This is a genomic window from Kitasatospora sp. NPDC088346, assembly GCF_044740765.1.
Classification (GTDB): Bacteria; Actinomycetota; Actinomycetes; order Streptomycetales; family Streptomycetaceae; genus Kitasatospora.
On record NZ_JBIURH010000001.1, the window covers coordinates 451,737 to 473,805 of the forward strand.

Below are 22,069 nucleotides of genomic sequence, written 5' to 3' on the forward strand. Positions count from 1 at the left end.
ACTGTACGCCTGCGCCGGGGCACTCCTGCGGGGCCGGGGCCGGGGCCGGGGCCGCTGCGGCACTCCCGCCGGTGACGTCAGGCGGCGAGCAGTTGCAGGCGCAGCGCGAGGTGGAGTTCGAGGGAGCGCTCGGGCTGGTTCCAGTCGGGGCCGAGCAGTGCCTCGATCCGGTCCAGGCGCTGGACCACGGTGTTCACGTGGACGTGCAGGTGGTCCTTGGCGCGGGTGAGGCTCTGGCCGCAGTCGAAGTACGCCCGCAGGGTGCGGACCAGTTCGGTGCCGCGACGGGCGTCGTAGTCGAGCAGCGGGCCGAGCGTGGCCGCGACGAAGGGGTCCACCTCGTGGCCGTCCCCGAGCAGCACGCCGAGGAAGCCCAGGTCGGCGGCGGACGCGCCGTCCCCCTCGCGGCCGAGCACCCGCAGCCCCCGGACGCAGCGCAGCCCCTCGGCGTACGCGGCGGCCAGCGGGACGGGACCGGTGGCGGGGCGGCCGACGCCGACGGTGACCGGGGCGCCCGCCAGCCGGGCCAGCCGCTCGGCGGTGTCCCGGGCCAGCCGGCCGGGGGAGGTGCCGTCCTCGGGCAGCAGCAGGACCACGGCCTCGCCGTGCTCCGCGCTGATGCCGCGGGAGCCGAAGAGGTGGCGGGCGGCGGCGCCGGCCAGCCGGGTGCGGCCCTCGGCGCCGCTCTCGGCGACCAGCACGAGGTGCGGCCGGGCGAGGTCGACGCCGAGCCGGCGGCCCCGGGCGGTCAGCCCGGCCGGGTCGCGTTCGGGTGCGGTGAGCAGGTCGGCGAGGAGTTCGCCGCGGATCCGGTTCTCGGTCTCGGCGACGGACCGGCGCAGCAGCAGGAGCAGGGCGGTGACCACGCCGGCCCGTTCGAAGATCCGTCGGTCCGCGTCGTCCAGGTCGGGCCGGTGGTGCAGGGCGAGGCCGCCGAGCAGTTCCTGTCCGGCGAGGACGGCGCACACCCAGCCGCTCCCGTGGCGCACCGCGCGGGCCTCCGTCCGGGAGGCGGCGAGCGCCTGCGGCAGCTGGTCGCCGGTGAGCGGACGGCCGGTGAGCGGGCGGCCCTCGGCGTCGTGCACGGAGACCTCGCCGCCGAGCAGGGCGGCCACCTCGGCGGCGACGTCCGCGACCTCGGCGCCGCGCAGGACGAGGTCGGTGAGCCGGTCGTGGGCCTGCTCGGCGCGCTGGACGGCGGCCGCGTGGGCCCTGATGACCTCGTTGGCGCCGGCGAGTTCGGCGAGCGCGGTGCGGGTCCCGGCGAGCGACTCGGCGGTGTCCAGGGCGATCGCGGCGTGCGCGGCGAGGGTGCAGAGCAGGGCCACCTCGTCGGGGGAGAAGGTCCGGGCGGAGCGGTCGGCGGCGAACAGCACGCCGATCACCCGGCCGCCGAGCAGCAGCGGTACGCCGATGATGGCGACCAGGCCCTCGTCCAGCACCCCGGCGTCGATCCGGCCGGTGTGGCGGAAGCGTTCGTCGGTGCGGTAGTTGGGGGTGGCGTAGGGGCGGGAGGTCTGCGCGACCAAGCCGCCGAGGCCGTCGCCGAGGCTGAGCCGCAACTGCTGGAAGAGGGGGGAGACCGAGCCGTCGGTGACCCGCATGTAGGTGTCCCCGGCGCTCTCGTCGGGGAGCGTCAGGTACGCGGTGTCGGTGCCGAGCAGCATCCGGGCCCGGCGCACGATCGCGCTCAGGACGGAGTCGAGGTCGCGGGAGGCGGCGAGGTCGCCGGCGGTGTCGAAGAGCGCCGTCAGCTCGGTCTCCCGGCGGCGGTGCTGACGCAGGGTCCGGTGCACCCGCAGGGCCTGCCAGATGGCGTCCTCGATCTCGGCGAGCACCTGGGCGCCGGCGCCGCGGCGGCGGGCGTCGGCGAGCACCTCGGCGAAGTCCTCGGTGGCGGCGCCGGTGGCGAGCAGGTCGAGCAGCCGTCGCAGCGCGGGCGCCGCGGTGGTGGCCGGACCGGTGGGCGCGGGGCCGCCCGGGGCGGGGGCGGTGCGGTGGGCGGGGTCGTCCATGGTGCGGGACATCGTGCCAGTTCTCGGTGAAGGGGGGAACGGCCCGGCGCGGATGGCGGAGCGCGCCGGGCCGTACGGGGGCTCAGACGGTGACCGCCTGCCCGGCCGGGTGTTCGCCGGCGGGGCCGGAGGGTCCGGAGGGTCCGACCGCGGCCAGGTCGCGGCCGCGGGTCTCCCGGGCGCAGAGCACCGCGAGCACGGTGACCACCGCGGCGATCGCGACGTAGACCGAGATCGGGGTGGCGCTGCCGTAGTCCTTGAGCAGCGCCGTGGCGATCAGCGGCGCGGGGGCGCCGGCGGCGACCGAGGAGAACTGGGCGCCGATGGAGGCGCCGGAGTAGCGCGTCCTGGTGGCGAACAGCTCGGAGAAGAAGGCGGCCTGCGGTGCGTACATCGCGCTGTGGAAGACCAGGCCGACGGTGACGGCCAGCACCAGCGAGCCGAAGTCCGCGGTGTCGACCAGGCCGAAGAAGACGAAGGCCCACACGCCCACCCCGACGGCGCCGACCAGGTAGACGGGTTTGCGGCCGACCCGGTCGGAGAGCGCGCCGAAGGCCGGGATGAGCGCGAACTGGACGGCGGAGGCGATCAGGACGGCGTTCAGCGCGGTCTGCTTGGGCAGGTGCACGTGGCCGACCGCGTACGCGAGGACGAAGGTGGTCATCACGTAGTACGAGATGTTCTCGGCCATCCGGGCGCCCATCGCGACCAGGACGTCCCGCCAGTGGTCCCGCAGGACCGCGACGATCGGAGGCCGCTCCTCACCGCCCCGGGCCCGGACGGCGTCCAGCGCCTGCTTGAACAGTGGGGACTCGTCCACCGACAGCCTGATCCACAGACCGACCAGGACCAGCAGTGCGGAGAGCAGGAAGGGGATCCGCCAGCCCCAGGCGAGGAAGTCGGCGTCGCTCTGCACGGTCGTCAGCAGCGAGAGCGCACCGGCCGCCAGCAGGTTCCCGGCGGGAGCGCCACCCTGCGGCCAGGAGGCCCAGAAGCCGCGCCGGCGCTGGTCACCGTGCTCGGAGACCAGCAGCACCGCCCCGCCCCACTCGCCGCCCAGCGCGAAGCCCTGCACCAGCCGCAGCGCGGTCAGCAGCAGCGGCGCGGCCACCCCGATCTGGTGGTACGTCGGCAGGCAGCCGATCAGTGTGGTCGCCCCGCCCATCAGCAGCAGGCTGAGCACCAGCAGCCGCTTGCGGCCGATCCGGTCGCCGAAGTGGCCGAAGACCAGGGCGCCCAGCGGGCGGGCGGCGAAGCCGATCGCGTAGGTGAGGAAGGAGAGCAGGGTACCGGTCAGCGGGTCGCTGTTCGGGAAGAAGACCTTGCCGAAGACCAGCGCCGCGGCGGTGCCGTAGAGGAAGTAGTCGTACCACTCGATGGTGGTGCCGATCAGGCTGGCACCGACCACCTTCCAGAGCCGGGAGCCGCTTCTCGCGGCGTCGGGGGAGCTGGACATCAGGGTCACCTCGGGTTTTCGGGTGGGGATTTCCGGGCGGGGGAGGCACGGGCGGGGGGTACGGGCGGGGAGCGGCGGGAGGCGCGGAGGCACGGGCCGGCGGGCCCGGGGTCAGCGCGCCGTCCAGCCGCCGTCGACGGGCAGGCTCGCGCCGGTGATGCAGGCGGCGGCCGGGGAGCACAGCCAGACGGCCAGCGCGGCCACCTCGGCGGGCTCGATCAGGCGTTTCACGGCGGTGCGGTCGAGCATGATCCGCTCGACCACCTCGTCCTCGGGGATGCCGTGGGCGACGGCCTGGTCGGCGATCTGCCGCTCCACCAGGGCGGTGCGCACGTACGCCGGGTTGATGCAGTTGCTGGTGACGCCGTGGGGCGCGCCCTCCAGTGCGGCCGTCTTGCTGAGGCCCTCCAGAGCGTGCTTGGCGGTGACGTAGGCGGACTTGAAGGCGCTGGCGCGCAGCCCGTGCACGGACGAGATGTTGACGATCCGTCCCCAGCCCTGCCGGTACATGTGCGGCAGGGTGCGGCGCAGGATCCTGAACGGCGCCTCCACCATGACCCGCTGGAGCTGGATGAACCGTTCCACCGGGAACTCGTGCAGCGGCGCGACGTGCTGCAGCCCGGCGTTGTTGACGACGATGTCGGCGTCGTCCGGCAGGGCCTCCACCGCGGCCGGGTCGGCGAGGTCGGCGATGTGGGCGCTCCCGCCGATCCGCTCGGCCAGTTCCTCGGCGGCGCGCGCCTGGAGGTCGACGACCCGGACGGTGGCGCCGGCCGCGGCGAGCGCCTCGGCGCAGGCCCGGCCGATGCCGGACGCGGCGCCCGTGACCAGGGCGGTCCGGCCGCCGAGCGGGGGCGGGGCGGAAGTGGTGTCCATGGCCGAGAACGATAGGAACCGCGGGCCCGCGCTCCTATGTGGCCGACCGCCACAGAGCGGGACCGCGGCGTGGCGGGCCGACCCATGGGCCCGGATTCGGCACAGCGGACATCCAAGCCAAACACGCGGGGCCGGAGCTTCCCCACAACGGGCGCCAATGCGTCACCCGTTCGGAGGATTGCCCGCCCAGATCCGCCCATAGCGCCCGAATGCTCGCTACATTCACGCCGATTCCCGACAGGGGGCGCCGCCCCGAGCACCGGGGGGATCCGGTGCGGCGCTCGAGAGGTGTTGACAGACATGCCCCAACGGCCTGCAACCGACAGCCCGGCGTACGGACCGCTCGACCCGCTCGACCCGCTGGACCGGCACGAGGTGCCGACCGGGGTCCCTGCGCACGCATCCGTCGTGCCCGCCGCGGCCGCCGCCGACCACCCCGCCGATCACCCGGCCGACCCGGCGCCGGCCGCCGCCAGGCCCCAGAACCCACAACTCGCGTCCCTCATCGAGGAGTCCGGCTTCTCCCACGCCGGCCTCGCCCGCCGGGTCGACCAGCTCGGCCTGGAACACGGGCTCGATCTGCGCTACGACAAGACCTCGGTGACCCGCTGGCTGCGCGGCCAGCAGCCCCGCGGCGCGACCCCCGCCCTGATCGCGGAGGTCTTCACCCGGCGGCTGGGCCGCCGGCTGACGGCGCAGGACGTCGGCCTGGACGCCTGCGCACCGGTCTACGCGGGCCTGGAGTTCGCCGAGACCCCGCAGGAGGCGGTCGACATCGTCGCCTCCATGTGGCGCAAGGACAACGGCCCGTACGCCGAGCTGCGCAAGATCGCCTTCACCCCGGCCGGACTGGTGGTGCCCAGCCGGGACTGGCTGATCGGCCGCACCGACGAGCGGGTCGCCCGGGACGGCTCCGCGCCGCCCCCGGAGGAGGAACGGGCCGCCCGCCCGGAGCCGCCGCTCCCCAGGGGCGGCCCGGGCCCCGGCCGCCCGCGGGTCCCGCACCAGGGGCGGGTCCCGCAGCAGACCCGCCGCCCGCCCGCCGCCGGCCCCGACCCGGCCGAGGGCCCGCGCGACCACCGCCCACCGGTCCGGGTCGGCCGCGGCGACATCGCCGCCATCCGCGCGGTCGGCGACCTCTTCCGCGCGCTCGACCACGCCTACGGCGGCGGCCACGCCCGCCAGGCACTGGTCCGCTACCTGGAGAGCGAGGCCGAGCCGATGCTGCGCGGCCGCTACGGCGAGCCGGTCGGCCGCGCGCTGTTCGGCGCCGTCGCCGACCTGACCAGGCTGGCCGGCTGGACGTCCTTCGACATCGCCGCGCACGGGCTCGCGCAGCGGTACTTCGTCCAGTCCCTGCGGCTGTCCCAGGCGGCGGGGGACAGAGTGCTCGGCGGCTTCATCCTCACCACGATGAGCCAGCAGGCCGTGCACCTCGGCCACGCCCGGGAGGCCATCCAGCTCGCCCGGGTCGCCCAACAGGGCGTCGGCAGCACCGCCGTCCCGGTCGTCCAGGCGCTGATGCACGCCGCGGAGGCCCGCGGCCACGGCCTGCTCGGCGACGTCCGCTCCTGCACCACCGCGCTGGTGCGCTGCGAGCGGGCCCTCGGCACCAGCCGGCCGGGCGACGAGGTGCCCTCCTGGGCGAAGTACTTCGACGACGCCCAGCTGGCCGACGAGTTCGCGCACTGCTACCGCGACCTCCAGCAGTGGCGGCCGGCCGCCCAGCACGCCGAGAAGTCGCTGCGCCTGCGGGGCCCCGCCTACGCCCGCAGCCGCATCCTCTGCCGGCTCGTCCTCGCCTCCGCCCGCCTGGGCATGGGCGAGGTGGAGGAGTCCTGCGGGATGGCCACCGACGCGCTGCGCGCCGCCGGGGAGATGCGCTCCGCCCGGACGGTGGAGTACCTGCGCGACTTCCACCGCCGCCTCGCCCCGTACCGCAGCACCACCGTCGTCCGCGGCTTCGAGGACGCCGCCCGGCAGTCGGGGGTGATCTGAACCCCGGGCGTCACCAGCTCTCCGCCCGTGCCCCCGGCCCGTCCGCCGGGGGCACGGGCGGGGTCGTCCCGCCGCGCACGCGCCGGGCCAGCAGGGGGAACAGCAGGACGGAGAGCAGGCCCGCGCCCACCAGCGCGGCGGCGGTGGAGGTGCGCAGGTGGCCGGCGTCCACCTCGATCGTGGTGATCACGACGACCAGTGGCAGCGCGGTCGCGGCGTACAGGCCGAGGCCGGCGCGGTCGCGGCGGGCCAGGTCGGGGGCGAAGAGCGCCGCGGGGACGCCGCGGACCACCACCAGGCCCGCCAGGAAGACCGGGACCAGCAGCAGCGTCCCCGGGTCGTGCACCAGCGCCGCCAGGTCGAACTCCATCCCGCTGACCACGAAGAACACCGGGACCAGGAAGCCGAACCCGAGTGCCTCCAGCTTGGCGTCGACCACCTCCTGCTCGGGCCGCGGGACGCCGGCCAGCAGCAGCCGGGCGACGACGCCGGCCGTGAAGGCGCCCAGCACCAGGTCGAGTTCCAGCCAGAGGGCGGCGGCGACCATCGCGCCGAGCACCAGGATCACCGCGCGCACGGCGAACTGCCCCGAGGTGTGCAGGGTGCGCACCATCACCCGGGCGACCCAGGCGGGCTGGGGCCGGCGCGCCAGGCCGAGGGCGGCGAGGGCGATCAGTGCGAAGGCGGCCAGGATCACGGCGGACCGCAGGGGTGTGTTGCCGCTGAGCAGGACGGCGACCGCGACGATCGGCCCGAACTCGCCGACCGCCCCGGTCGCCATGGTCATCGCGCCGAACGGGCTTGCCAGGACCCCCGCGTCCCGCAGGATCGGCAGCAGCGTGCCGAGCGCCGTGGTGGTGAAGGCCAGCCCGGCGAAGGCACCGTTCAGCGGGTCGCTGTTGAGCAGCCCGCCGAACACCAGGGCCACCGTCAGCGAGAGCAGCCACGCGGCGCCCGCCCGCCGCAGCGGGCCGCCGCGCAGCCGGGTGAAGTCGACCTCGTAGCCGGCCAGGAACATCAGCATCGCCAGGCCGAACCCGGACAGCGCCTCGACGAACCCGCCGGCGCTCGCCCAGCCCAGGGCGTCCGGGCCGATCACGATGCCCAGCACGATCTCCAGCACGACGGTCGGTACGGCCAGCCACCGCCCCAGCCGGTCGGCGAGCAGGGGTGCGGCAACCGCGCAGGCCGGGACCAGGACCAGCGCCTGGAGCTGCACGTCGGCCGCGCTCACCGCGCACCACCGGCCGTCCGCGATGCCCGACTCATGGTCATATCGGCATACTGACACGCGGCGGCGGAGGGGCCCGGCAGGCCAGGCCGGGGCTACGCCGCCACGTCGGCCGCCCGGTCCGCGGCCGGCACGCCGAGGTCGCCGAGCACGGCCTGCGCGGCCCGCCGCCCCGACACCAGCGCGCCCTGCACGGTGCTGGTGTCCCGGTGGTCGCCGCAGACGTACAGGCCGGCCAGCAGCCGGACGGGTCGGCGCACGTTGTGCGGCGGCGGCATCGCCGGCACGGCGTCCGCGAGGTGCCGCACGCTCAGGAACTCCCAGCCGGCCGTGCCGGTGCCGTACAGCTCCGCCAGCCGCCGCCGGACGGCCGGCTCCTCCCCGGCGGGGCCGCCCGGGTCGAAGCGCTGCCGGCCGAGCACGGTGGTGGCGATCAGGGCCCGCCCGGCGGGGGCGTACGAGGGGTCCAGCTCGCTGAGCACCAGGGAGTGCGCGACGCCGCCGCGTTCGGTTCCGCGGTCCGCGTCGAGCAGCAGCAGCGGCTCCTCCAGCGGCGAGCGGTCCGCCGCGTGGTAGTACGTGGTGACGGGGTGGAAGCCGGGCATGCGCAGGCCGGGCAGCAGGGCCGCGGCCGCGCGGGCGTCGGTGGCCACCACCACGGCCCGGGCGGTGATCCGGCTGTGTCCGGCGGTCTCCACGCCGTCCGCCGCGATCGCGGTGACCCGCACGCCGAGCCGGACCGTCCCGGCCGGCAGGCCTTCGGCCAGCTGGGCGGGCACCGCGCTCGCCCCGTCGGCCGGGAGACAGAGCCGGCCCCGGGCGTAGCTGCGCAGCACCAGGTCGGCGACCCGGCTGCTGGTGGTGAGCGCCGGGTCGGCGAGCAGCACGCCGAGCAGCGGGCGCAGGAAGCCGTCCACCGTCCGCGGGGACAGTCCGCGCTCCGTCAGGGCGCGGGCGGCGGTGGTCTCCGGGCGGGCCAGCAGCTTGGCGGCGGGGGTGGCGGCCAGCCGGGCGAGCGTGGCGGCCAGCCTGGCCTTGTCCAGCGGGCTGCCCAGCGGCCCGCGGGAGGCGGCCTGCCGGGCCGTGGTCTGCTGGGGGTCGCCGACCCGGTGGCGGCGGCCGCCGCTGTGCACCAGCATCCCGGCGGCGAGCGGGCGCAGGGCCAGCCGGTCCAGGTCGAACCGCCGGGCCAGCTCCGGGAAGTCGGTGTTGAGCAGCAGGCTGCCGTGGTCCAGCCGGAAGCCGTCCAGCTCGCGGGCGGCCATCCGGCCGCCCGGCCGATCGGTGGCTTCCAGGACCTGGACGGTGACGCCGCGGGCGGTCAGCGCCCGGGCTGCCGTGAGGCCGGCGAGCCCGGCGCCGACCACGATGACGTCCGGATCCGACGGCTGGCGGATGCGGCGGGTGAAGTCGTATGCGGGCACGGATGTGCTCCTCCCTGACGGTGGGTTCCGCGGCCGGGCGCCGCCGGACCGGTGAACTCCGGCCGAGCGGGCGGCGACGTGCCGGGAACCGGTCCGTTCGGGTGATGCCCAGTCACTGTCCTGATCAGACAGTCGGATCCGGTGATTTACGGCGGCACGGCGGGGGCGTGGCGGCACGGTACGGGGGCACGGTCACGGAGCGTGCGCCATCAGGGGGCGGGTAGCGGGGTGACGGGCGCGCACGGTCACCACAGGCGCGCAGCGCGCCGCCCGCATGCCTCCGTGCGCCCCCCGGTGACCGCCTCCCGCGCCGTCCCTGCCGCAGCCCCGCGCCGCCCCCGGGGCCGCCCCGACGCCCCCGTGCGGCAGCCCCCGAGCGGCCCGTCCGCGCCCTACAGGGCGGCCCGCACCACCGACTCCGCGTCCGGGTGCCGGAAGACGAACCCGGCGTCCAGCAATGCCCGCGGCACCACCCGGTGGCTGCCCGAGACCTCGACGGCCATCTCGCCGAGGGCGGCCTGAAGAGCGAGGTGCGGGACGGTGAACACCGTCGGCCGCCCGAGCACCCGCCCGAGCACCTCCGTCAGCCGGCGGTTGGTCACCGGGTCCGGCCCGACCAGGTTGACCGGGCCGCTCACCTCGGGGGTGTCGAGCAGGAAGCGCAGCGCCGCGACCTCGTCCGCCAGGGAGATGACGCTCCAGTACTGCTCACCGGAGCCGAGCCGGCCGCCCAGCCCCAGCTTGAACAGCGGGAACAGCCGGGCGCCGGCGCCGCCCCCGGCCGCGAGCACCAGCCCGGTGCGCGGGTGCACCACCCGGATCCCCGCCTCGGCGGCGGGCCGCGCCGCGGCCTCCCACTCCACGCAGACCGAGGCCAGGAAGTCGTCGCCGGCGCCGTCCCGTTCGTCGATCACCCGGTCACCGGTCTGGCCGTAGTAGCCCACGGCCGAGCCGCTCACCAGGACCTGCGGCGGCCGCTTCAGCCCGGCCAGCGCGCCGGCGATCGCCTCGGTGCCCAGCACCCGGCTGTCCCGGATCTCGCGCTTGTAGGAGTCGGTCCAGCGCCGGTCGCCGACGCCGGCGCCGGCCAGGTGCACCACGGCGTCCACGCCCTCCAGGCCGGCGGTGTCCACCCGCAGCAGGTGCGGGTTCCACCCCACCCCGACGGTGCCGTCCGCCTGCGGGCCGGTACGGCTGCGCCGGCGCACCAGCCGCACCACCTGGTGGCCGTCCGCCAGCAGCGAGCGGACCAGCGCCGAACCGATCAGACCTGTGGAACCCGTCACCGCGATGCGCATGGTCCCATCCTCGCAGCCGCCGCGGCCGTCACGGGCCCGGCCGCGCGGATCGGCCGGCCCGGGCGGGGCGCCGGGCTGCCCGGCTCCGCCCGGAGCGGTCCTGCGTGGACGATGTTCTGGCGGCGCGTCAGCCGGCCGCCGCGGCGCCCGGGGGCGGTGCCGCCGTGCCAAGTCGTGACCCGGCCGCCCCTGCCCCGCGCCGGTGTGCGGCCGGTACCGTTCCGGGGTGACCAACTCGATTCCTCCCGGCTGGTACCCCGTCCAGGGGACGTCCGAGGAGCGCTGGTGGGACGGCAGCGCCTGGACGGCCGACGTACGCCAGGCGGGTGCGCCCACGGCCGGGCAGCTCGCCGACGCGCCGACCCAGGCGTGGGAGAGCGCGGGCTACGGCCCGCCCGCGGCGCCCGTGGGCCCGCCGACCGCGCAGCCGGCCTACGGCTACCCGCCGCAGGGCCTGGCGGGCGGTGGCTACGGCTACCCCGGGCCGCCGCCCTCGCCCCGGCGCAACGGGCTGGTCATCGGCATCAGCGTCGCGGTCGTCGTGGTGCTGGTCGCGGCCGGCGCGATCGGGTACGCCTTCACCCGCGGCGACGACCCGAGCCCGCCCCCGCCGGGCCCGTCCGCGTCGGGCTCCGCCTCCCGCAGCGCGTCCGCCTCGCCCAGCCGCAGCCCCCGGCCCAGTGCGAGCCCGAGCCCGAGCCCGAGCGCCGGCGCGTCCCGCAGCACCGGCGCCCCGACCACGGTCACCGACACCGTGCACTCGCTGCGGGTCACCGTCCCGTACGGCTGGACGACCGGCACCCCGACCGACGTGGTCTCGATGCGGTCCACCAGCGGTCCGTACGACTGCGGCATGGCCCAGCAGTGCGTGCGCGGCCAGTTCTCGATCGAGAGCAACGCCGTCACGGGTGCCGACGCCAGGAGCGCGGCCGAGGCCGCGATGGCCGAGTTCGCGCCCTCGGTCTTCGGCAAGCTGCTCGGCCACCGCGAGCTGGCCTCCGGCCCGATCGTGGTCGCGGGGGTCGACGGCTACGCGGTGCGCTGGTACGTCACGCCGGAGCAGGGCGCGCAGGGGTACACCCTGATGATCGCGTGCCCGGCCGAGGGCGGCGGGTTCGTCCTGCTGCGCGGCGGGGTGGACGACGACCCACTGGCCCCGAAGCCCGCGGTGCTGGAGCAGATCGTCGCGGGCATCCGGACCACCGGCTCCGGCAGCGGTACCTGATCCGCCGCCGCGGGGTCAGTCGCCGAAGCGCTCCCACAGCAGGGGGAGGCGCTTCGCCATGACCCCGGCGTCTTCGAAGTCGAAGGATTCGCCCTCGGGCCCGGCCGGCTGGTCGAGCCCGAGGTCCGGCAGCGGCAGCCCGGTCAACTGCTCGTACGCCTCGTCGGCCGCGTAGCCCAGGTCCTCGGCGTCCCCGTCCTCCTCCTCGTCGAAGTCCGGCACCAGTTCGGCCAGCGAGTCCGGCTGGTGCACGGCTCCCTCGAAGACCTCCCGGCCCTGGCCGATCAGCCAGCACCGGAAGTAGTCGAAGGTGTCCTCGGAGGCGCCGTCCAGCATCAGGTGGGCCGCCGCCCACAGGTCGGTGCGGTAGGCCCGCCGGAACCGCGCCTCGAACAGCCGGGCGAAGTCGATCACATCGTCGGGCGTCAGCTGGGCCAGGCGCTCCACCAGCACGTCGGCCTGCTCGTCCGGGTCTCCCTCGGCCGCGTCCCTGGTCTCGTCGATCAGCTGCCAGAAGTCCGTCTCGTACATCACCGCTCCAGCATCCCTGTTCGCCCGCGCCGATGCACACGCGGCGCACGGGCGAGCGCGCGCCGGGCGCGTCCGGTTCGGCGGGGGAAGGGCGGGAGAAGGGCGGGAGAACGGCGGTGCCCCGCCCGTCCGAGGACGAGCGGGGCACCGGCGTGCCGACCGTCAGAGGCCGAGGTCGCCCTCGAAGGCGCCCTCTTCCAGACGGGCCTTGACCGCGCCCAGGTAGCGGGCGGCGTCGGCGCCGTCGACGATCCGGTGGTCGTACGACAGGGCCAGGTAGACCATGTCGCGGACCGCGATCGTCTCGCCCAGGTCCGGGTGGTTGATGACCACCGGGCGCTTCACAGCGGCACCGATGCCCAGGATCGCCACCTGCGGCTGGTTGATGATCGGGGTGTCGAACAGCGCACCGCGCGAGCCGGTGTTGGTGATGGTGAAGGTGCCACCGCCCAGCTCGTCCGGGGTGACCTTGTTGTCGCGGGTGCGGGCCGCCAGGTCGGCGGTCTTCCTCGCGATGCCGGCGATGTTGAGGTCGCCCGCGTTGTGGATGACCGGGACGAGCAGGCCGCGGTCGGTGTCCACCGCGATGCCCACGTGCTCGGCGCCGTGGTAGGTGATGGTGCCCTCGGCCTCGTTCACCTGGGAGTTGACGACCGGGTGGGCCTTCAGCGCCTCGGTGGCGGCCTTCACGAAGAACGGCATCGGGGACAGCTTGACGCCCTCGCGGGCCTCGAAGCCGGCCTTCGCCTTGGCGCGCAGGCGCATCACCTTGGTGATGTCCACCTCGACCACGGTGGTCAGCTGCGCCGACACCTGGAGCGACTCGACCATCCGCTTGGCGATGACCGAGCGCAGACGGGACATCTTCACCGTGGTGCCGCGCAGCGGGGAGACCTCGGCGACGGTGGCCGGGACCTTCGCGGCGGCGGCCGGGGCGGCGGCCGGAGCCTTGGCGGCCTCGGCGGCGGCGATGACGTCCTGCTTGCGGATGCGGCCGCCGACACCGGTGCCGGTGACGGCGGACAGCGCGACGCCCTGCTCGGCGGCGAGCTTGCGCACCAGCGGGGTGACGTAGGCGTCACCCGCGTCGGCGGCCGGAGCGGCCGGAGCCGGCGCGGCGGCGACCGGAGCGGCGGCGACCGGGGCCGGAGCCGGGGCGGCGACGGGGGCCGGAGCGGCCACCGGGGCGACCGGAGCCGCGGCGACCGGGGCGACCGGGGCCGGGGCCGGAGCGGCGGCCGGAGCCGGAGCCTCGACCACCGGAGCCTCGACCACCGGAGCCGAAGCCGGAGCGGCCGGAGCGGCAGCGGCCGGGGCGGCGGCAGCGCCGGCCGCACCGATCAGCGCGAGCTGGGCGCCGACCTCGGCGGTCTCGTCCTCGCCGACCAGGATCCTGACCACGACGCCGGCGACCGGCGACGGGATCTCGGTGTCGACCTTGTCGGTGGACACCTCCAGCAGCGGCTCGTCGACCTCGACGGTGTCACCCTCGGCCTTGAGCCAGCGGGTGACGGTGCCCTCGGTGACCGACTCGCCCAGGGCGGGCAGCAGGACCGGGGTGGCGTCGGCGGCGGGAGCGGCGGCGGCCGGAGCCGCGGCCGGGGCCTCGGCCACCGGGGCCGGGGCGGCGGGAGCCTCGGCCACCGGAGCGGCCGGGGCCGGGGCGGCGGCCGGAGCGGCCTCCGCCACCGGGGCCGCGGCGGCGGCCGGGGCGCCGGAGCCGTCGTCGATGATCGCCAGCTCGGCGCCCACCTCGACGGTCTCGTCCTCGCCGACCTTGATCGAGGCCAGGATGCCGGAGGCCGGCGCCGGGATCTCGGTGTCGACCTTGTCGGTGGACACCTCCAGCAGCGGCTCGTCCATCTCCACGTGCTCACCCTCGGCCTTCAGCCAACGGGTGACGGTGCCCTCGGTCACGCTCTCGCCCAGTGCGGGCAGTGTTACTGAGACCGCCATGGTTTCAGCGACTCCTATCAAGTCTTGCGTACAGGAATGGGGGTGGCTGGGCGCGATCAGTCGTGCGCGTGCAGCGGCTTGCCGGCCAGCGCCAGGTGCGCCTCGCCGAGGGCCTCGGACTGGGTCGGGTGGGCGTGGATGAGCTGGGCGACCTCGGCCGGCAGCGCCTCCCAGTTGTAGATCAGCTGGGCTTCGCCGACCTGCTCGCCCATGCGGGCGCCGACCATGTGGACACCGACCACGGCGCCGTCCTTGACCTGGACGAGCTTGATCTCGCCGGCGGTCTTCAGGATCTTGCTCTTGCCGTTGCCGGCCAGGTTGTACTTGAGCGTGACGACCTTGTCCTTGCCGTAGATCTCCACGGCCTTGGCCTCGGAGATGCCGACCGAGGCGACCTCCGGGTTGGAGTAGGTCACGCGCGGGACGCCGTCGTAGTCGATCGGCACGGCCTTGAGGCCGGCCAGCCGCTCGGCGACCAGGATGCCCTCGGCGAAGCCGACGTGGGCGAGCTGCAGGGTCGGGACGAGGTCGCCGACGGCCGAGATGGTCGGCACGTTGGTGCGCATGTACTCGTCGACCAGGACGTAGCCGCGGTCCGTGGCGACGCCGTTCTCCTCGTAGCCGAGGCCGGCCGAGACCGGGCCGCGGCCGATCGCGACGAGCAGCAGGTCGGCGTCGATCTGCTTGCCGTTCTCGGTGGAGACGCGGACACCGTCGGCGGTGTACTCGACGCCGGAGAAGCGGGCCTTGAGCTCGAACTTGATGCCGCGCTTGCGGAAGGCGCGCTCCAGCAGCTTGGAGGAGTTCTCGTCCTCCAGCGGCACCAGGTGGGGCAGGGCCTCGACGATGGTGACGTCGACGCCGAACGACTTCCAGACGGAGGCGAACTCGACACCGATCACGCCGCCGCCGAGGATCACGGCCGACTTCGGGATGCGGTCGAGCTTGAGGGCGTGGTCCGAGGAGATGATCCGGTCGCCGTCGATGTTCAGGCCCGGCAGCGACTTCGGCACCGAACCGGTGGCGAGCAGGATGTGGCGGCCTTCGATGCGCTGGCCGTTCACGTCCACCGAGGTCTGCGAGGAGAGCTTGCCCTCGCCGGTGATGTAGTGGACCTTGCGCGAGGCCACCAGGCCCTGCAGGCCCTTGTACAGGCCCGAGACGACGTCGTCCTTGTACTTGTGGACGCCCTTGATGTCGATGCCCTGGAAGGTGGCCAGGACGCCGAACTCGGCGGCTTCCTTGGTCTCGTCGGCGATCTCGGCCGCGTGCAGCAGGGCCTTGGTGGGGATGCAGCCGCGGTGCAGGCAGGTGCCGCCGAGCTCACCCTTCTCGATCAGGGCGACGCTCAGACCCAGCTGAGCGGCGCGGAGCGCCGCGGCGTAACCGCCGCTTCCGCCTCCGAGAATGACTACGTCGAAAACGGTGCTGGCGTCGTTCGCCACGTCACGTCCTCCATGCAAAGGTGTGCGGTTCGCCGGGCCGGTCGCGGTCCGGTGGTCGGGCTGGCCTTTGTAAGGCGCCCAGTCGTGCCGGAAATACATCTTTGCACTTGTTGGCGGCGGCTGATGTCCGGGGCTGCCCCGAAGGGTCCGTCGAGGGCGTCGACAGGCGGCCGAATACCCCGTACGTGTGGTTATCGTCGCAGCTCACAGCGGTGTCGGCGGGTCTGCGAGTGGCCGTGTCGGGCGGCTGGTGGCCCGGATCGTTCCGCTGTGTGGAACAAAGTTTCGCCGGAGGCGAACACGCCCCCGCATTGCGGAGGGCCGTTACCGGCTGGTAATGCCGGAGGGGCCCGGGTGCCGTCACGGCATCCGGGCCCCTCCGGGCAGCGGCGTCAGGCGCCGGCGGTGTCCTCGGCGAAGCGCACCAGGGTGCGGACGGCGCTCGCGGTGCCGCCCTTGGGGGTGTAGCCGAACGGGCCGCCCTCGTTGTAGGCCGGGCCGGCGATGTCCAGGTGGGCCCAGTCGATGCCCTCGGCGACGAACTCCTTGAGGAACAGGCCGGCCACCAGGCCGCCGCCCATCCGCTCGCCCATGTTGGCGAGGTCGGCGACGGTGGTGTCGACCATGCCCTTGCGCAGTTCGGCCGGGAGCGGCATCGGCCAGGACTGCTCGCCGACCGCACCGGCGGTGGCGTGCAGGCGGTCGCGCAGCTCGTCGTCGTTGGCCATCACGCCGAAGGTGCGGTTGCCCAGGGCCAGCACCATGGCGCCGGTCAGGGTCGCGACGTCGACGATGACGTCCGGGTTCTCCTCGCCGGCGCGCACGATCGCGTCGGCCAGCACCAGACGGCCCTCGGCGTCGGTGTTCAGCACCTCGACGGTCTTGCCGCCGTACATCCGCAGCACGTCGCCGGGGCGGGTCGCGGAGCCGGACGGCATGTTCTCGGCCAGCGCCAGCCAGCCGGTGACGTTGACGGCCAGGCCGAGACGCTTGGCGGCGACCACGGCGGCGAACACGGCGGCGGCGCCGGACATGTCGCACTTCATGGTCTCGTTGTGGCCGGCCGGCTTCAGCGAGATGCCGCCCGAGTCGTAGGTGATGCCCTTGCCGACGAAGGCGAGGGTCGCCCGGGCCTTGGGGTGGGTGTAGGCGATCTTCACCAGCCGCGGCGGGTTCGCCGAGCCGATGCCGACGCCCATGATGCCGCCGAAGCCGCCCTTGGTCAGCGCCTTCTCGTCGAGCACCTCGACCTTGAGGCCGTGCTCCTTGCCGGCCGCCTGGGCGAGCGCGGCGAAGGACTTCGGGTTGAGGTCGTTCGGGGCGGTGTTGACCAGGTCGCGGGCGCGGTTCATCTCCTCGCCCAGCGCGGTCGCCCGCTCCACGGCGGCCTTGGCGTCCTTGCTGCCCTTGCGGGCGGCCAGCACGACCAGCTCGCCGACCGGCTCCTTGCCGCTGCCCGCACCCTTGTAGGTGCCGAAGCTGTACGAGCCGAGCAGGCCACCCAGCGCGACCGCCTCGATCTCCTCGGCCGACTCGGCCGGCAGGGCCAGCGCGGCCTTCTTGGCGCCCGCCAGCGTGCGCGCGGCGACACCGGCGGCCCGGCGCAGCGCCTCGGCCCCGTACCCGGCCTCGGCGGCCTCGCCGAGGCCGACGGCCAGCACCAGCGAGGCCTTGAAGCCCGCGGTGGTGGGGAGCTTGACCGCCTCACCCTCGGCGCCGGTCGCGCCCAGGGTGGTGAGGACCTCGGCCAGCTTGCCGTCGAACGCCTCGATCACGGCCTCGGCGCCGGGAGCGACGACCAGGCCCTTGGAGCCCTTCGCCACACCGATCACCAGGGCATCCGCACGCAGCGTTGCGGCGGAGGAGGTGCTCACAGACAGTGCAGTCACGTAAATGCGTCCTGTTCTTTCGCGGTCCACGGCCGGGTACGGCACCGGTGCCGTACCGGCATAACCCCGGCGTGTTCCGCGGGGAAACGGGCGCAGGGCTACGGTTGCTCCCCGCATGGTAGTCCGCATGCTGGGATCGCGCCGCCCCCGGTACGCGGGTTGTGCGGCACCTGTCACGACCGTCGACCGGCGACTACAGCGAGTGACCGAGCGGCGGCCCGGCGGCCCGAGCGCCCGTCAGCTGAACGGGCGTCGGCATCCGAACCGTCAGGCGCCCTGCCGGGCCCGGCCGTCAGACGAGCGCCAGCACCAGCAGCGCGCCGGTCGCCGCGGTCTCCGCGAGTGCGCCCAGCACGTCCCCCGTGACGCCGTCGAATCGTCGTTGGCACCGGCGCAGCAGCGCCCACGCGCAGCCCAGGCCGACCGCCAGCGCGACCGGCTGACGCAGTGTCGACCAGCCCTCGGCCGCGCCCGCCAGCGCCAGGACCAGCGCCGAGCCGGCCGTCACCGCCAGCGCCCCGCCGACCGGGACGGTGCCCGCGACCATCGCGCCCAGGCCGCCGGGGCGGGCGGCCGGCACCGACCGCAGGCAGCCCCAGGCGAGCGCGCAGCGCGCGGTCACGGCGGCCGTCAGCACGGCGAGGGCGCCGCGGCCCGCGGAAGCGGCGAAGGCGTCGGCCAGCGCGGCGATCTGCGCCAGCAGTACCAGCAGCAGGGTCAGCACGCCGAACGGGCCGATGTCCGACTGCTTCATGATCCGCAACGCGTCCTCGGCCGGCTTGCCGCTGCCCAGCCCGTCCGCCACGTCGGCCAGCCCGTCCAGGTGCAGCCCCCGGGTGAGCCCGGCGAGCACCGCGACCGCCGCCACCGACCCGAGCAGGGCGCCGCCGCGCGACGCGACCAGCGCGCCGGCCCCGGCCGCCGCACCGCCCAGCACCAGACCGACCAGCGGCGCCGCGAGCATCGCCCGCCCCGCCGTCGGCCGGTCCCAGCGCTCGACCCGGACCCGCAGCACCGAGAGCGTGCCGAAGGCGAACCGCAGCCCGTCCAGCACGGCCCGGTTACCCCCGGCCCAGCAGCTCCGCCGCGCTCGGCAGCCGGGCCGGCGGCCGCGGCTCCTGCGGGGCGGCGGCCGGCACCGCGGAGGGCTCGGCCAGGGTGTCCGAGGCGGCCTGGAGCAGCGGCAGCGCCAGCAGCGCGCCGGTGCCCTCGCCCATCGAGACACCCAGGTCCTGCAACGGGCTCAGGGTCAGCCGGTCGTACGCCGTCGCCTGGGCGGGCTCCCCGGTGGCCATCCCGGCCTGCCACCACTCGGGCGCCCGGAACGCGATCCGCTGGGCCACCAGGGCACAGGCGGCCGAGACCACCCCGTCCAGCACGACCGGCAGCTTGCGCACGGCGGCCTGGAGCAGGAAGCCGGTGATCGCGGCGAAGTCCGCGCCGCCGGTGGTGGCGAGCAGGGCCAGCTGGTCGCCGAGGACGGGCCGGGCCCGGCGCAGCGCGTCGCGCACGGTGGCGCACTTGACCATCCAGATCCGGTCGTCGATGCCCGAGCCGCGTCCGGTGACGGCGGCGGCGTCGGTGCCGCACAGCGCGCCGACCAGGACCGAGGCGACGGTGGTCGAGCCGACCCCGAGGTCACCGAGCACGACCAGGTCGGTGCCGACGTCGGCCTCCTCGTCGGCGACGGCGACGCCGGCCAGGAAGGCACGGGCGGCCTCCTCGGCGCTCACCGCGTCCTCGACGTCGATCCGGCCGGAGCCGCGGCGCACCCGGTGCCGGACGACCTCGGCCGGGAACTCGCCCGGATCGGCGTCCACCGCGAGGTCGACCACCCGCACCGCCGCACCGTACCGGCGGGCGAGCACGGCGACCGGGGCGGTGCCGTCGAGCACGGCGTGCACCCGCCGGGCGGTGCCGCCGGCGGCGTCCAGCCGGGAGACCCCGAGCGAGGCCACGCCGTGGTCGCCGGCGAACAGCAGCACCTTGGCCGCGGTCAGCGGCCGGGTCGGGGAACCGCCCTGGACCGAGGCGAGCCAGCTGCCGAGCGCCTCCAGCTGGCCGAGGCCGCCGCGCGGCTTGGGCGACGCCAGCCAGCGTTCCTCGGCGGCGCGCCGGGCACTCTCGTCGGGGCGCTCGACGAGCGAGGAGAACGTATCGAGATCCACGGTGGTGTCCATCGGTCGGAAGGCTACACGGCGGCCGTGCCTAGCCAGCAGCAGGCTTGATGATCAGCGCCTGACCCGCTACGACGAGCAGGACCCGCTCCGAGGCCTCGGCCACCGCCATGTTCAGCCGGCCGAGCGCGTCCCGGAACCGCCGCCCGGCGGCGGTCGCGGGCACCACACCCATCCCCACCTCGTTGCTCACCGCGATCACCGTGCGCCCGGTGTCGTGCCAGGCCGCCGCCAGGGCGTCGCAGCGCGCCTGGACGGCCCGCTCGCCACCGGCCGCCCAGGCCGCGTCGTCCCAGGCGTCGTGCTCGTCCATCACCGCGGTCAGCCACAGCGCCAGGCAGTCCACCAGCACCGGCGCGGGGTCGGCCCGGTCGGCCAGCACCGCCTCCAGGTCACAGGTCTCGGCGGTGCGCCAGCTCGCCGGCCGCCGCTCGCGGTGCAGCTCCACCCGCTGCGCCCACTCGGCGTCGCCGTCGCGGTCCCCGCCGGTCGCCACGTACAGCACGTCGGGCCGGTCGCCGAGCAGCTGCTCGGCGCGGGTGGACTTGCCGGAGCGGGCGCCACCGAGGATCAGGGTGCGGGGGATGGTCATGCGCCCCATCCTGCCGGAGAAGCGTCCCGGCGAGGTATGGGAGCGATCACGGCGGGCACGCTACTGTCCGTACGGAAGAGCGGTCGGACGGTGGGAGGAGCACGGCATGGTGTGGACGTGGCGGTTCGAGAAGGAGGACGGCTCCGTGGTGGCCGGGGCCGGCGCCGACGAGGAGTTCAGCAGCCAGGGGGACGCCGAGTCCTGGATCGGTGAGAGCTGGAAGGACCTGCTGGAGGGCGGGGCCGACCGCGCGGTGCTGCGCGACGACGACCAGGTCGTCTACTCGATGAGCCTGCACGAGGGCTGAGCCCGCACCGGGCCCGCACCAGGCGCGCCGGCCCGCCGACGGCCCGCCGCTACTTGCCGCCGAACACGTGGAGCAGGGCCGCGACCTGCCGGTACGGGTCCTGCCGGCCGGCCCGCTCCTCGGCGTCCAAGAGCTGGGCGAGCTGGCGCCCGTCGACCGGTGCGGCGTGGTCCGGCGTCGTGTCGGTGAAGACCCGCACGCCGTACCAGTGCCGCAGCGGCACCGAGACCTCGGCGAGCGTGACGGCCAGGTCGGCGAGGCGGTCGGCGCGCGCGGACAGCCCCAGCCGGTTGGTGTAGCGGGTGGACTCGAAGGACTGCAGCGCTGTGCGCCAGTCGCCGGTCAGGCCGGGTCGCATGGCGAGCGCGTCGGCGTTGCGGACCACCAGGGAGAGCACGCCGCCGGGGGCGAGCACCCGGGCCAGCGAGGCCAGCATCGGGTCCGGGTCGGAGAGGTAGCGCAGCACGTCGTGGCAGAGCACCACGTCGAAGCTGCGCGGGCCGAACCAGCGACCGCAGTGGTGACCGTCGCCGGTGTGCAGCCGCACCCGGGCGCGGACCTCGTCCGGCTCGGCGGCCAGTGCGGCCTGCGCCGCGCCGAGGACGACCGGGTCGGGGTCGAGCGCGGTGACCAGGTGCCCGGCCCGTGCGAGCCGCAGGGCCTGGGTGCCCTGGCCGCAGCCGACGTCCAGCACCCGCAGGCCGGTCCGCCCGCTGAGCTGCTCGGCGAGCTGGCGGGCCACCAGCTCCTGGCGCACCAGGGTGCGCAGCCCGCCCTGCCGCTCCAGCCAGTGGCCGGTGGAGCTGCCGAGCGGGGCGCTGCCGCGGGCTGGCAGGTGTGACGGGAGGGGCGGTGCGGCGAACCGGTCGTGGCCGCCGCCGCCCTGCCCGGGCAGCGCGTACAGCCCGGGCGTCTGGGGATCGACGGCGGAGACCCAGGCGGGCGGCACCGGCTCCGCGGTCAGGGCCGCTCGCCCCGCTTCACCTGCGGCTTGGGCAGCCGCAGCCGGCGCATCTGGAGGGTGCGCATCATCGCGTAGGCGATCACACCGCGGGTGTTCTGGTCGGGGAAGCGCTCGCGCAGCGCCTTGCGCAGGCCGAAGCCGAGCCGCAGGAAGTCCAGGATCACCACGACGAAGAACGCCATGAACAGCAGCGTCGACAGCAGCTGCAGCGACTGGACCTTCATCACGCTGAGCACCAGCACGACCACCGCGTACGGCAGGAAGAACTCGGCGGCGGACCAGCGGGAGTCGATGAAGTCGCGGGCGAAGCGTCGCACCGGGCCCTTGTCGCGGGCCGGGAGGTAGCGCTCGTCGCCCTCCAGCAGCGCGGTGCGCTGCTTCTCCCGCTCGGTGCGCATCCGCTCGCGCGCCTGGCGGTTCGCCTCCTTGCGGTCCTTGGGCACGGTCACCCGGGTGCGGCGGTTGGCCTCGGCCTCGCTGCGCTTGGGTGTCGGCCGGCCCTTGGGGGCCTGCGGGTCACGGGACAGGGTCTTCTCGTCCTGCTCGGCCAGCGCGGTGGCGGAGGAGGCATCTTCTGAGCGGCGTCGGAACACATCACCAGCGTACGTGTTGACCGGGTGCTTTCGGCCAGGGCAGTCGGACCCAAACCGGTATCGATCACCTGGCGTGTCCCTAAGGGTGCCGC

17 protein-coding genes and 1 pseudogene are annotated in these 22,069 nt (G+C 75.2%); 3 read left to right on the plus strand and 15 right to left on the minus strand.

Going from position 1 to position 22,069, the window contains the following annotated elements:
• Window positions 1–77 precede the first annotated feature (77 nt).
• The 3 genes from ACIOFR_RS02015 to ACIOFR_RS02025 all read right to left on the minus strand — a co-directional run bounded on the left by ACIOFR_RS02015 (window position 78) and on the right by ACIOFR_RS02025 (window position 4,347).
• Window positions 78–2,015 carry a helix-turn-helix domain-containing protein gene (locus ACIOFR_RS02015; RefSeq protein WP_400992119.1) on the minus strand — a complete coding sequence of 646 codons (1,938 nt, stop codon included), beginning with the start codon at window positions 2,013–2,015 and terminating at the stop codon, window positions 78–80.
• 82 nt (window positions 2,016–2,097) lie between these two features.
• On the minus strand, window positions 2,098–3,471 hold the full coding sequence (locus tag ACIOFR_RS02020; RefSeq protein ID WP_400991680.1) for an MFS transporter: 1,374 nt from the start codon (window positions 3,469–3,471) through the stop codon (window positions 2,098–2,100).
• Between the two features lie 111 nt (window positions 3,472–3,582).
• A complete protein-coding gene (locus ACIOFR_RS02025; RefSeq protein ID WP_400991681.1) occupies window positions 3,583–4,347 on the minus strand; it encodes a 3-hydroxybutyrate dehydrogenase in 765 nt (254 codons plus the stop codon).
• Window positions 4,348–4,647: 300 nt separating this feature from the next.
• Between ACIOFR_RS02025 and ACIOFR_RS02030 the strand changes: the two genes are divergently transcribed.
• On the plus strand, window positions 4,648–6,345 hold the full coding sequence (locus ACIOFR_RS02030) for a regulator (RefSeq protein ID WP_400991682.1): 1,698 nt from the start codon (window positions 4,648–4,650) through the stop codon (window positions 6,343–6,345).
• A 10-nt stretch (window positions 6,346–6,355) separates the two neighbouring features.
• On the opposite strand, the gene ACIOFR_RS02035 is transcribed toward ACIOFR_RS02030, so the two are convergent.
• The 3 genes from ACIOFR_RS02035 to ACIOFR_RS02045 form a co-directional block, all read right to left on the minus strand.
• Window positions 6,356–7,579, minus strand: coding sequence for a cation:proton antiporter (locus ACIOFR_RS02035; RefSeq protein ID WP_400991683.1), 1,224 nt, complete (start codon window positions 7,577–7,579; stop codon window positions 6,356–6,358).
• Between the two features lie 92 nt (window positions 7,580–7,671).
• Window positions 7,672–9,000: an NAD(P)/FAD-dependent oxidoreductase gene (locus tag ACIOFR_RS02040; RefSeq protein ID WP_400991684.1), complete on the minus strand. Its 1,329-nt coding sequence runs from the start codon at window positions 8,998–9,000 to the stop codon at window positions 7,672–7,674.
• Window positions 9,001–9,392: 392 nt separating this feature from the next.
• Window positions 9,393–10,298, minus strand: a complete 906-nt coding sequence (locus ACIOFR_RS02045) for a TIGR01777 family oxidoreductase (RefSeq protein ID WP_400991685.1) — start codon at window positions 10,296–10,298, stop codon at window positions 9,393–9,395.
• Between the two features lie 226 nt (window positions 10,299–10,524).
• Here ACIOFR_RS02045 and ACIOFR_RS02050 point away from each other — a divergent pair, with 226 nt between their 5' ends.
• Entirely contained in the window at window positions 10,525–11,523 is a 999-nt protein-coding gene (locus tag ACIOFR_RS02050; protein ID WP_400991686.1) for a DUF2510 domain-containing protein, read from the plus strand.
• A gap of 15 nt (window positions 11,524–11,538) precedes the next feature.
• Here ACIOFR_RS02050 and ACIOFR_RS02055 read toward each other — a convergent pair whose 3' ends face one another.
• The 7 genes and pseudogenes from ACIOFR_RS02055 to cobU all read right to left on the minus strand — a co-directional run.
• Complete coding sequence (locus ACIOFR_RS02055) at window positions 11,539–12,054, minus strand: DUF4240 domain-containing protein (RefSeq protein ID WP_400991687.1); 516 nt, start codon at window positions 12,052–12,054, stop codon at window positions 11,539–11,541.
• A gap of 162 nt (window positions 12,055–12,216) precedes the next feature.
• Complete coding sequence (gene sucB, locus ACIOFR_RS02060) at window positions 12,217–14,010, minus strand: 2-oxoglutarate dehydrogenase, E2 component, dihydrolipoamide succinyltransferase (protein WP_400991688.1); 1,794 nt, start codon at window positions 14,008–14,010, stop codon at window positions 12,217–12,219.
• A 56-nt stretch (window positions 14,011–14,066) separates the two neighbouring features.
• Window positions 14,067–15,455 (minus strand): dihydrolipoyl dehydrogenase, encoded by a 1,389-nt coding sequence (gene lpdA, locus ACIOFR_RS02065; RefSeq protein WP_371496682.1) that lies wholly within the window; start codon window positions 15,453–15,455, stop codon window positions 14,067–14,069.
• 392 nt (window positions 15,456–15,847) lie between these two features.
• On the minus strand, window positions 15,848–17,344 hold the full coding sequence (locus tag ACIOFR_RS02070; protein WP_400991689.1) for a leucyl aminopeptidase: 1,497 nt from the start codon (window positions 17,342–17,344) through the stop codon (window positions 15,848–15,850).
• A 292-nt stretch (window positions 17,345–17,636) separates the two neighbouring features.
• Window positions 17,637–18,398: an adenosylcobinamide-GDP ribazoletransferase gene (locus ACIOFR_RS02075; RefSeq protein WP_400991690.1), complete on the minus strand. Its 762-nt coding sequence runs from the start codon at window positions 18,396–18,398 to the stop codon at window positions 17,637–17,639.
• A gap of 7 nt (window positions 18,399–18,405) precedes the next feature.
• Complete coding sequence (locus ACIOFR_RS02080) at window positions 18,406–19,524, minus strand: nicotinate-nucleotide--dimethylbenzimidazole phosphoribosyltransferase (protein WP_400991691.1); 1,119 nt, start codon at window positions 19,522–19,524, stop codon at window positions 18,406–18,408.
• Between the two features lie 28 nt (window positions 19,525–19,552).
• A pseudogene (cobU, locus tag ACIOFR_RS02085) lies at window positions 19,553–20,101 on the minus strand (bifunctional adenosylcobinamide kinase/adenosylcobinamide-phosphate guanylyltransferase); the annotation flags it as partial.
• A gap of 118 nt (window positions 20,102–20,219) precedes the next feature.
• On the opposite strand from cobU, the gene ACIOFR_RS02090 reads away from it, so the two are divergent.
• On the plus strand, window positions 20,220–20,420 hold the full coding sequence (locus ACIOFR_RS02090) for a hypothetical protein (protein ID WP_400991692.1): 201 nt from the start codon (window positions 20,220–20,222) through the stop codon (window positions 20,418–20,420).
• A gap of 49 nt (window positions 20,421–20,469) precedes the next feature.
• On the opposite strand, the gene ACIOFR_RS02095 is transcribed toward ACIOFR_RS02090, so the two are convergent.
• Window positions 20,470–21,162, minus strand: a complete 693-nt coding sequence (locus tag ACIOFR_RS02095) for a class I SAM-dependent methyltransferase (protein WP_400992121.1) — start codon at window positions 21,160–21,162, stop codon at window positions 20,470–20,472.
• Window positions 21,163–21,380: 218 nt separating this feature from the next.
• The gene (locus tag ACIOFR_RS02100; RefSeq protein ID WP_400991693.1) at window positions 21,381–21,977 is read right to left on the minus strand and encodes a DUF3043 domain-containing protein; all 597 of its coding nucleotides are present in this window, start codon (window positions 21,975–21,977) and stop codon (window positions 21,381–21,383) included.
• Between the last annotated feature and the right edge of the window lie 92 nt (window positions 21,978–22,069).

Bases quoted from the DNA above. Each gene is read 5' to 3' on its own strand.
- ACIOFR_RS02045 (WP_400991685.1), bottom strand. From the start codon at position 10,298: ATGCGCATCGCGGTGACGGGTTCCACAGGTCTGATCGGTTCGGCGCTG.
- ACIOFR_RS02025 (WP_400991681.1), bottom strand. From the start codon at position 4,347: ATGGACACCACTTCCGCCCCGCCCCCGCTCGGCGGCCGGACCGCCCTG.
- sucB (WP_400991688.1), bottom strand. From the start codon at position 14,010: ATGGCGGTCTCAGTAACACTGCCCGCACTGGGCGAGAGCGTGACCGAG.
- ACIOFR_RS02015 (WP_400992119.1), bottom strand. From the start codon at position 2,015: ATGGACGACCCCGCCCACCGCACCGCCCCCGCCCCGGGCGGCCCCGCG.
- ACIOFR_RS02080 (WP_400991691.1), bottom strand. From the start codon at position 19,524: ATGGACACCACCGTGGATCTCGATACGTTCTCCTCGCTCGTCGAGCGC.
- ACIOFR_RS02020 (WP_400991680.1), bottom strand. From the start codon at position 3,471: ATGTCCAGCTCCCCCGACGCCGCGAGAAGCGGCTCCCGGCTCTGGAAG.
- ACIOFR_RS02055 (WP_400991687.1), bottom strand. From the start codon at position 12,054: ATGTACGAGACGGACTTCTGGCAGCTGATCGACGAGACCAGGGACGCG.
- ACIOFR_RS02090 (WP_400991692.1), top strand. From the start codon at position 20,220: ATGGTGTGGACGTGGCGGTTCGAGAAGGAGGACGGCTCCGTGGTGGCC.
- ACIOFR_RS02030 (WP_400991682.1), top strand. From the start codon at position 4,648: ATGCCCCAACGGCCTGCAACCGACAGCCCGGCGTACGGACCGCTCGAC.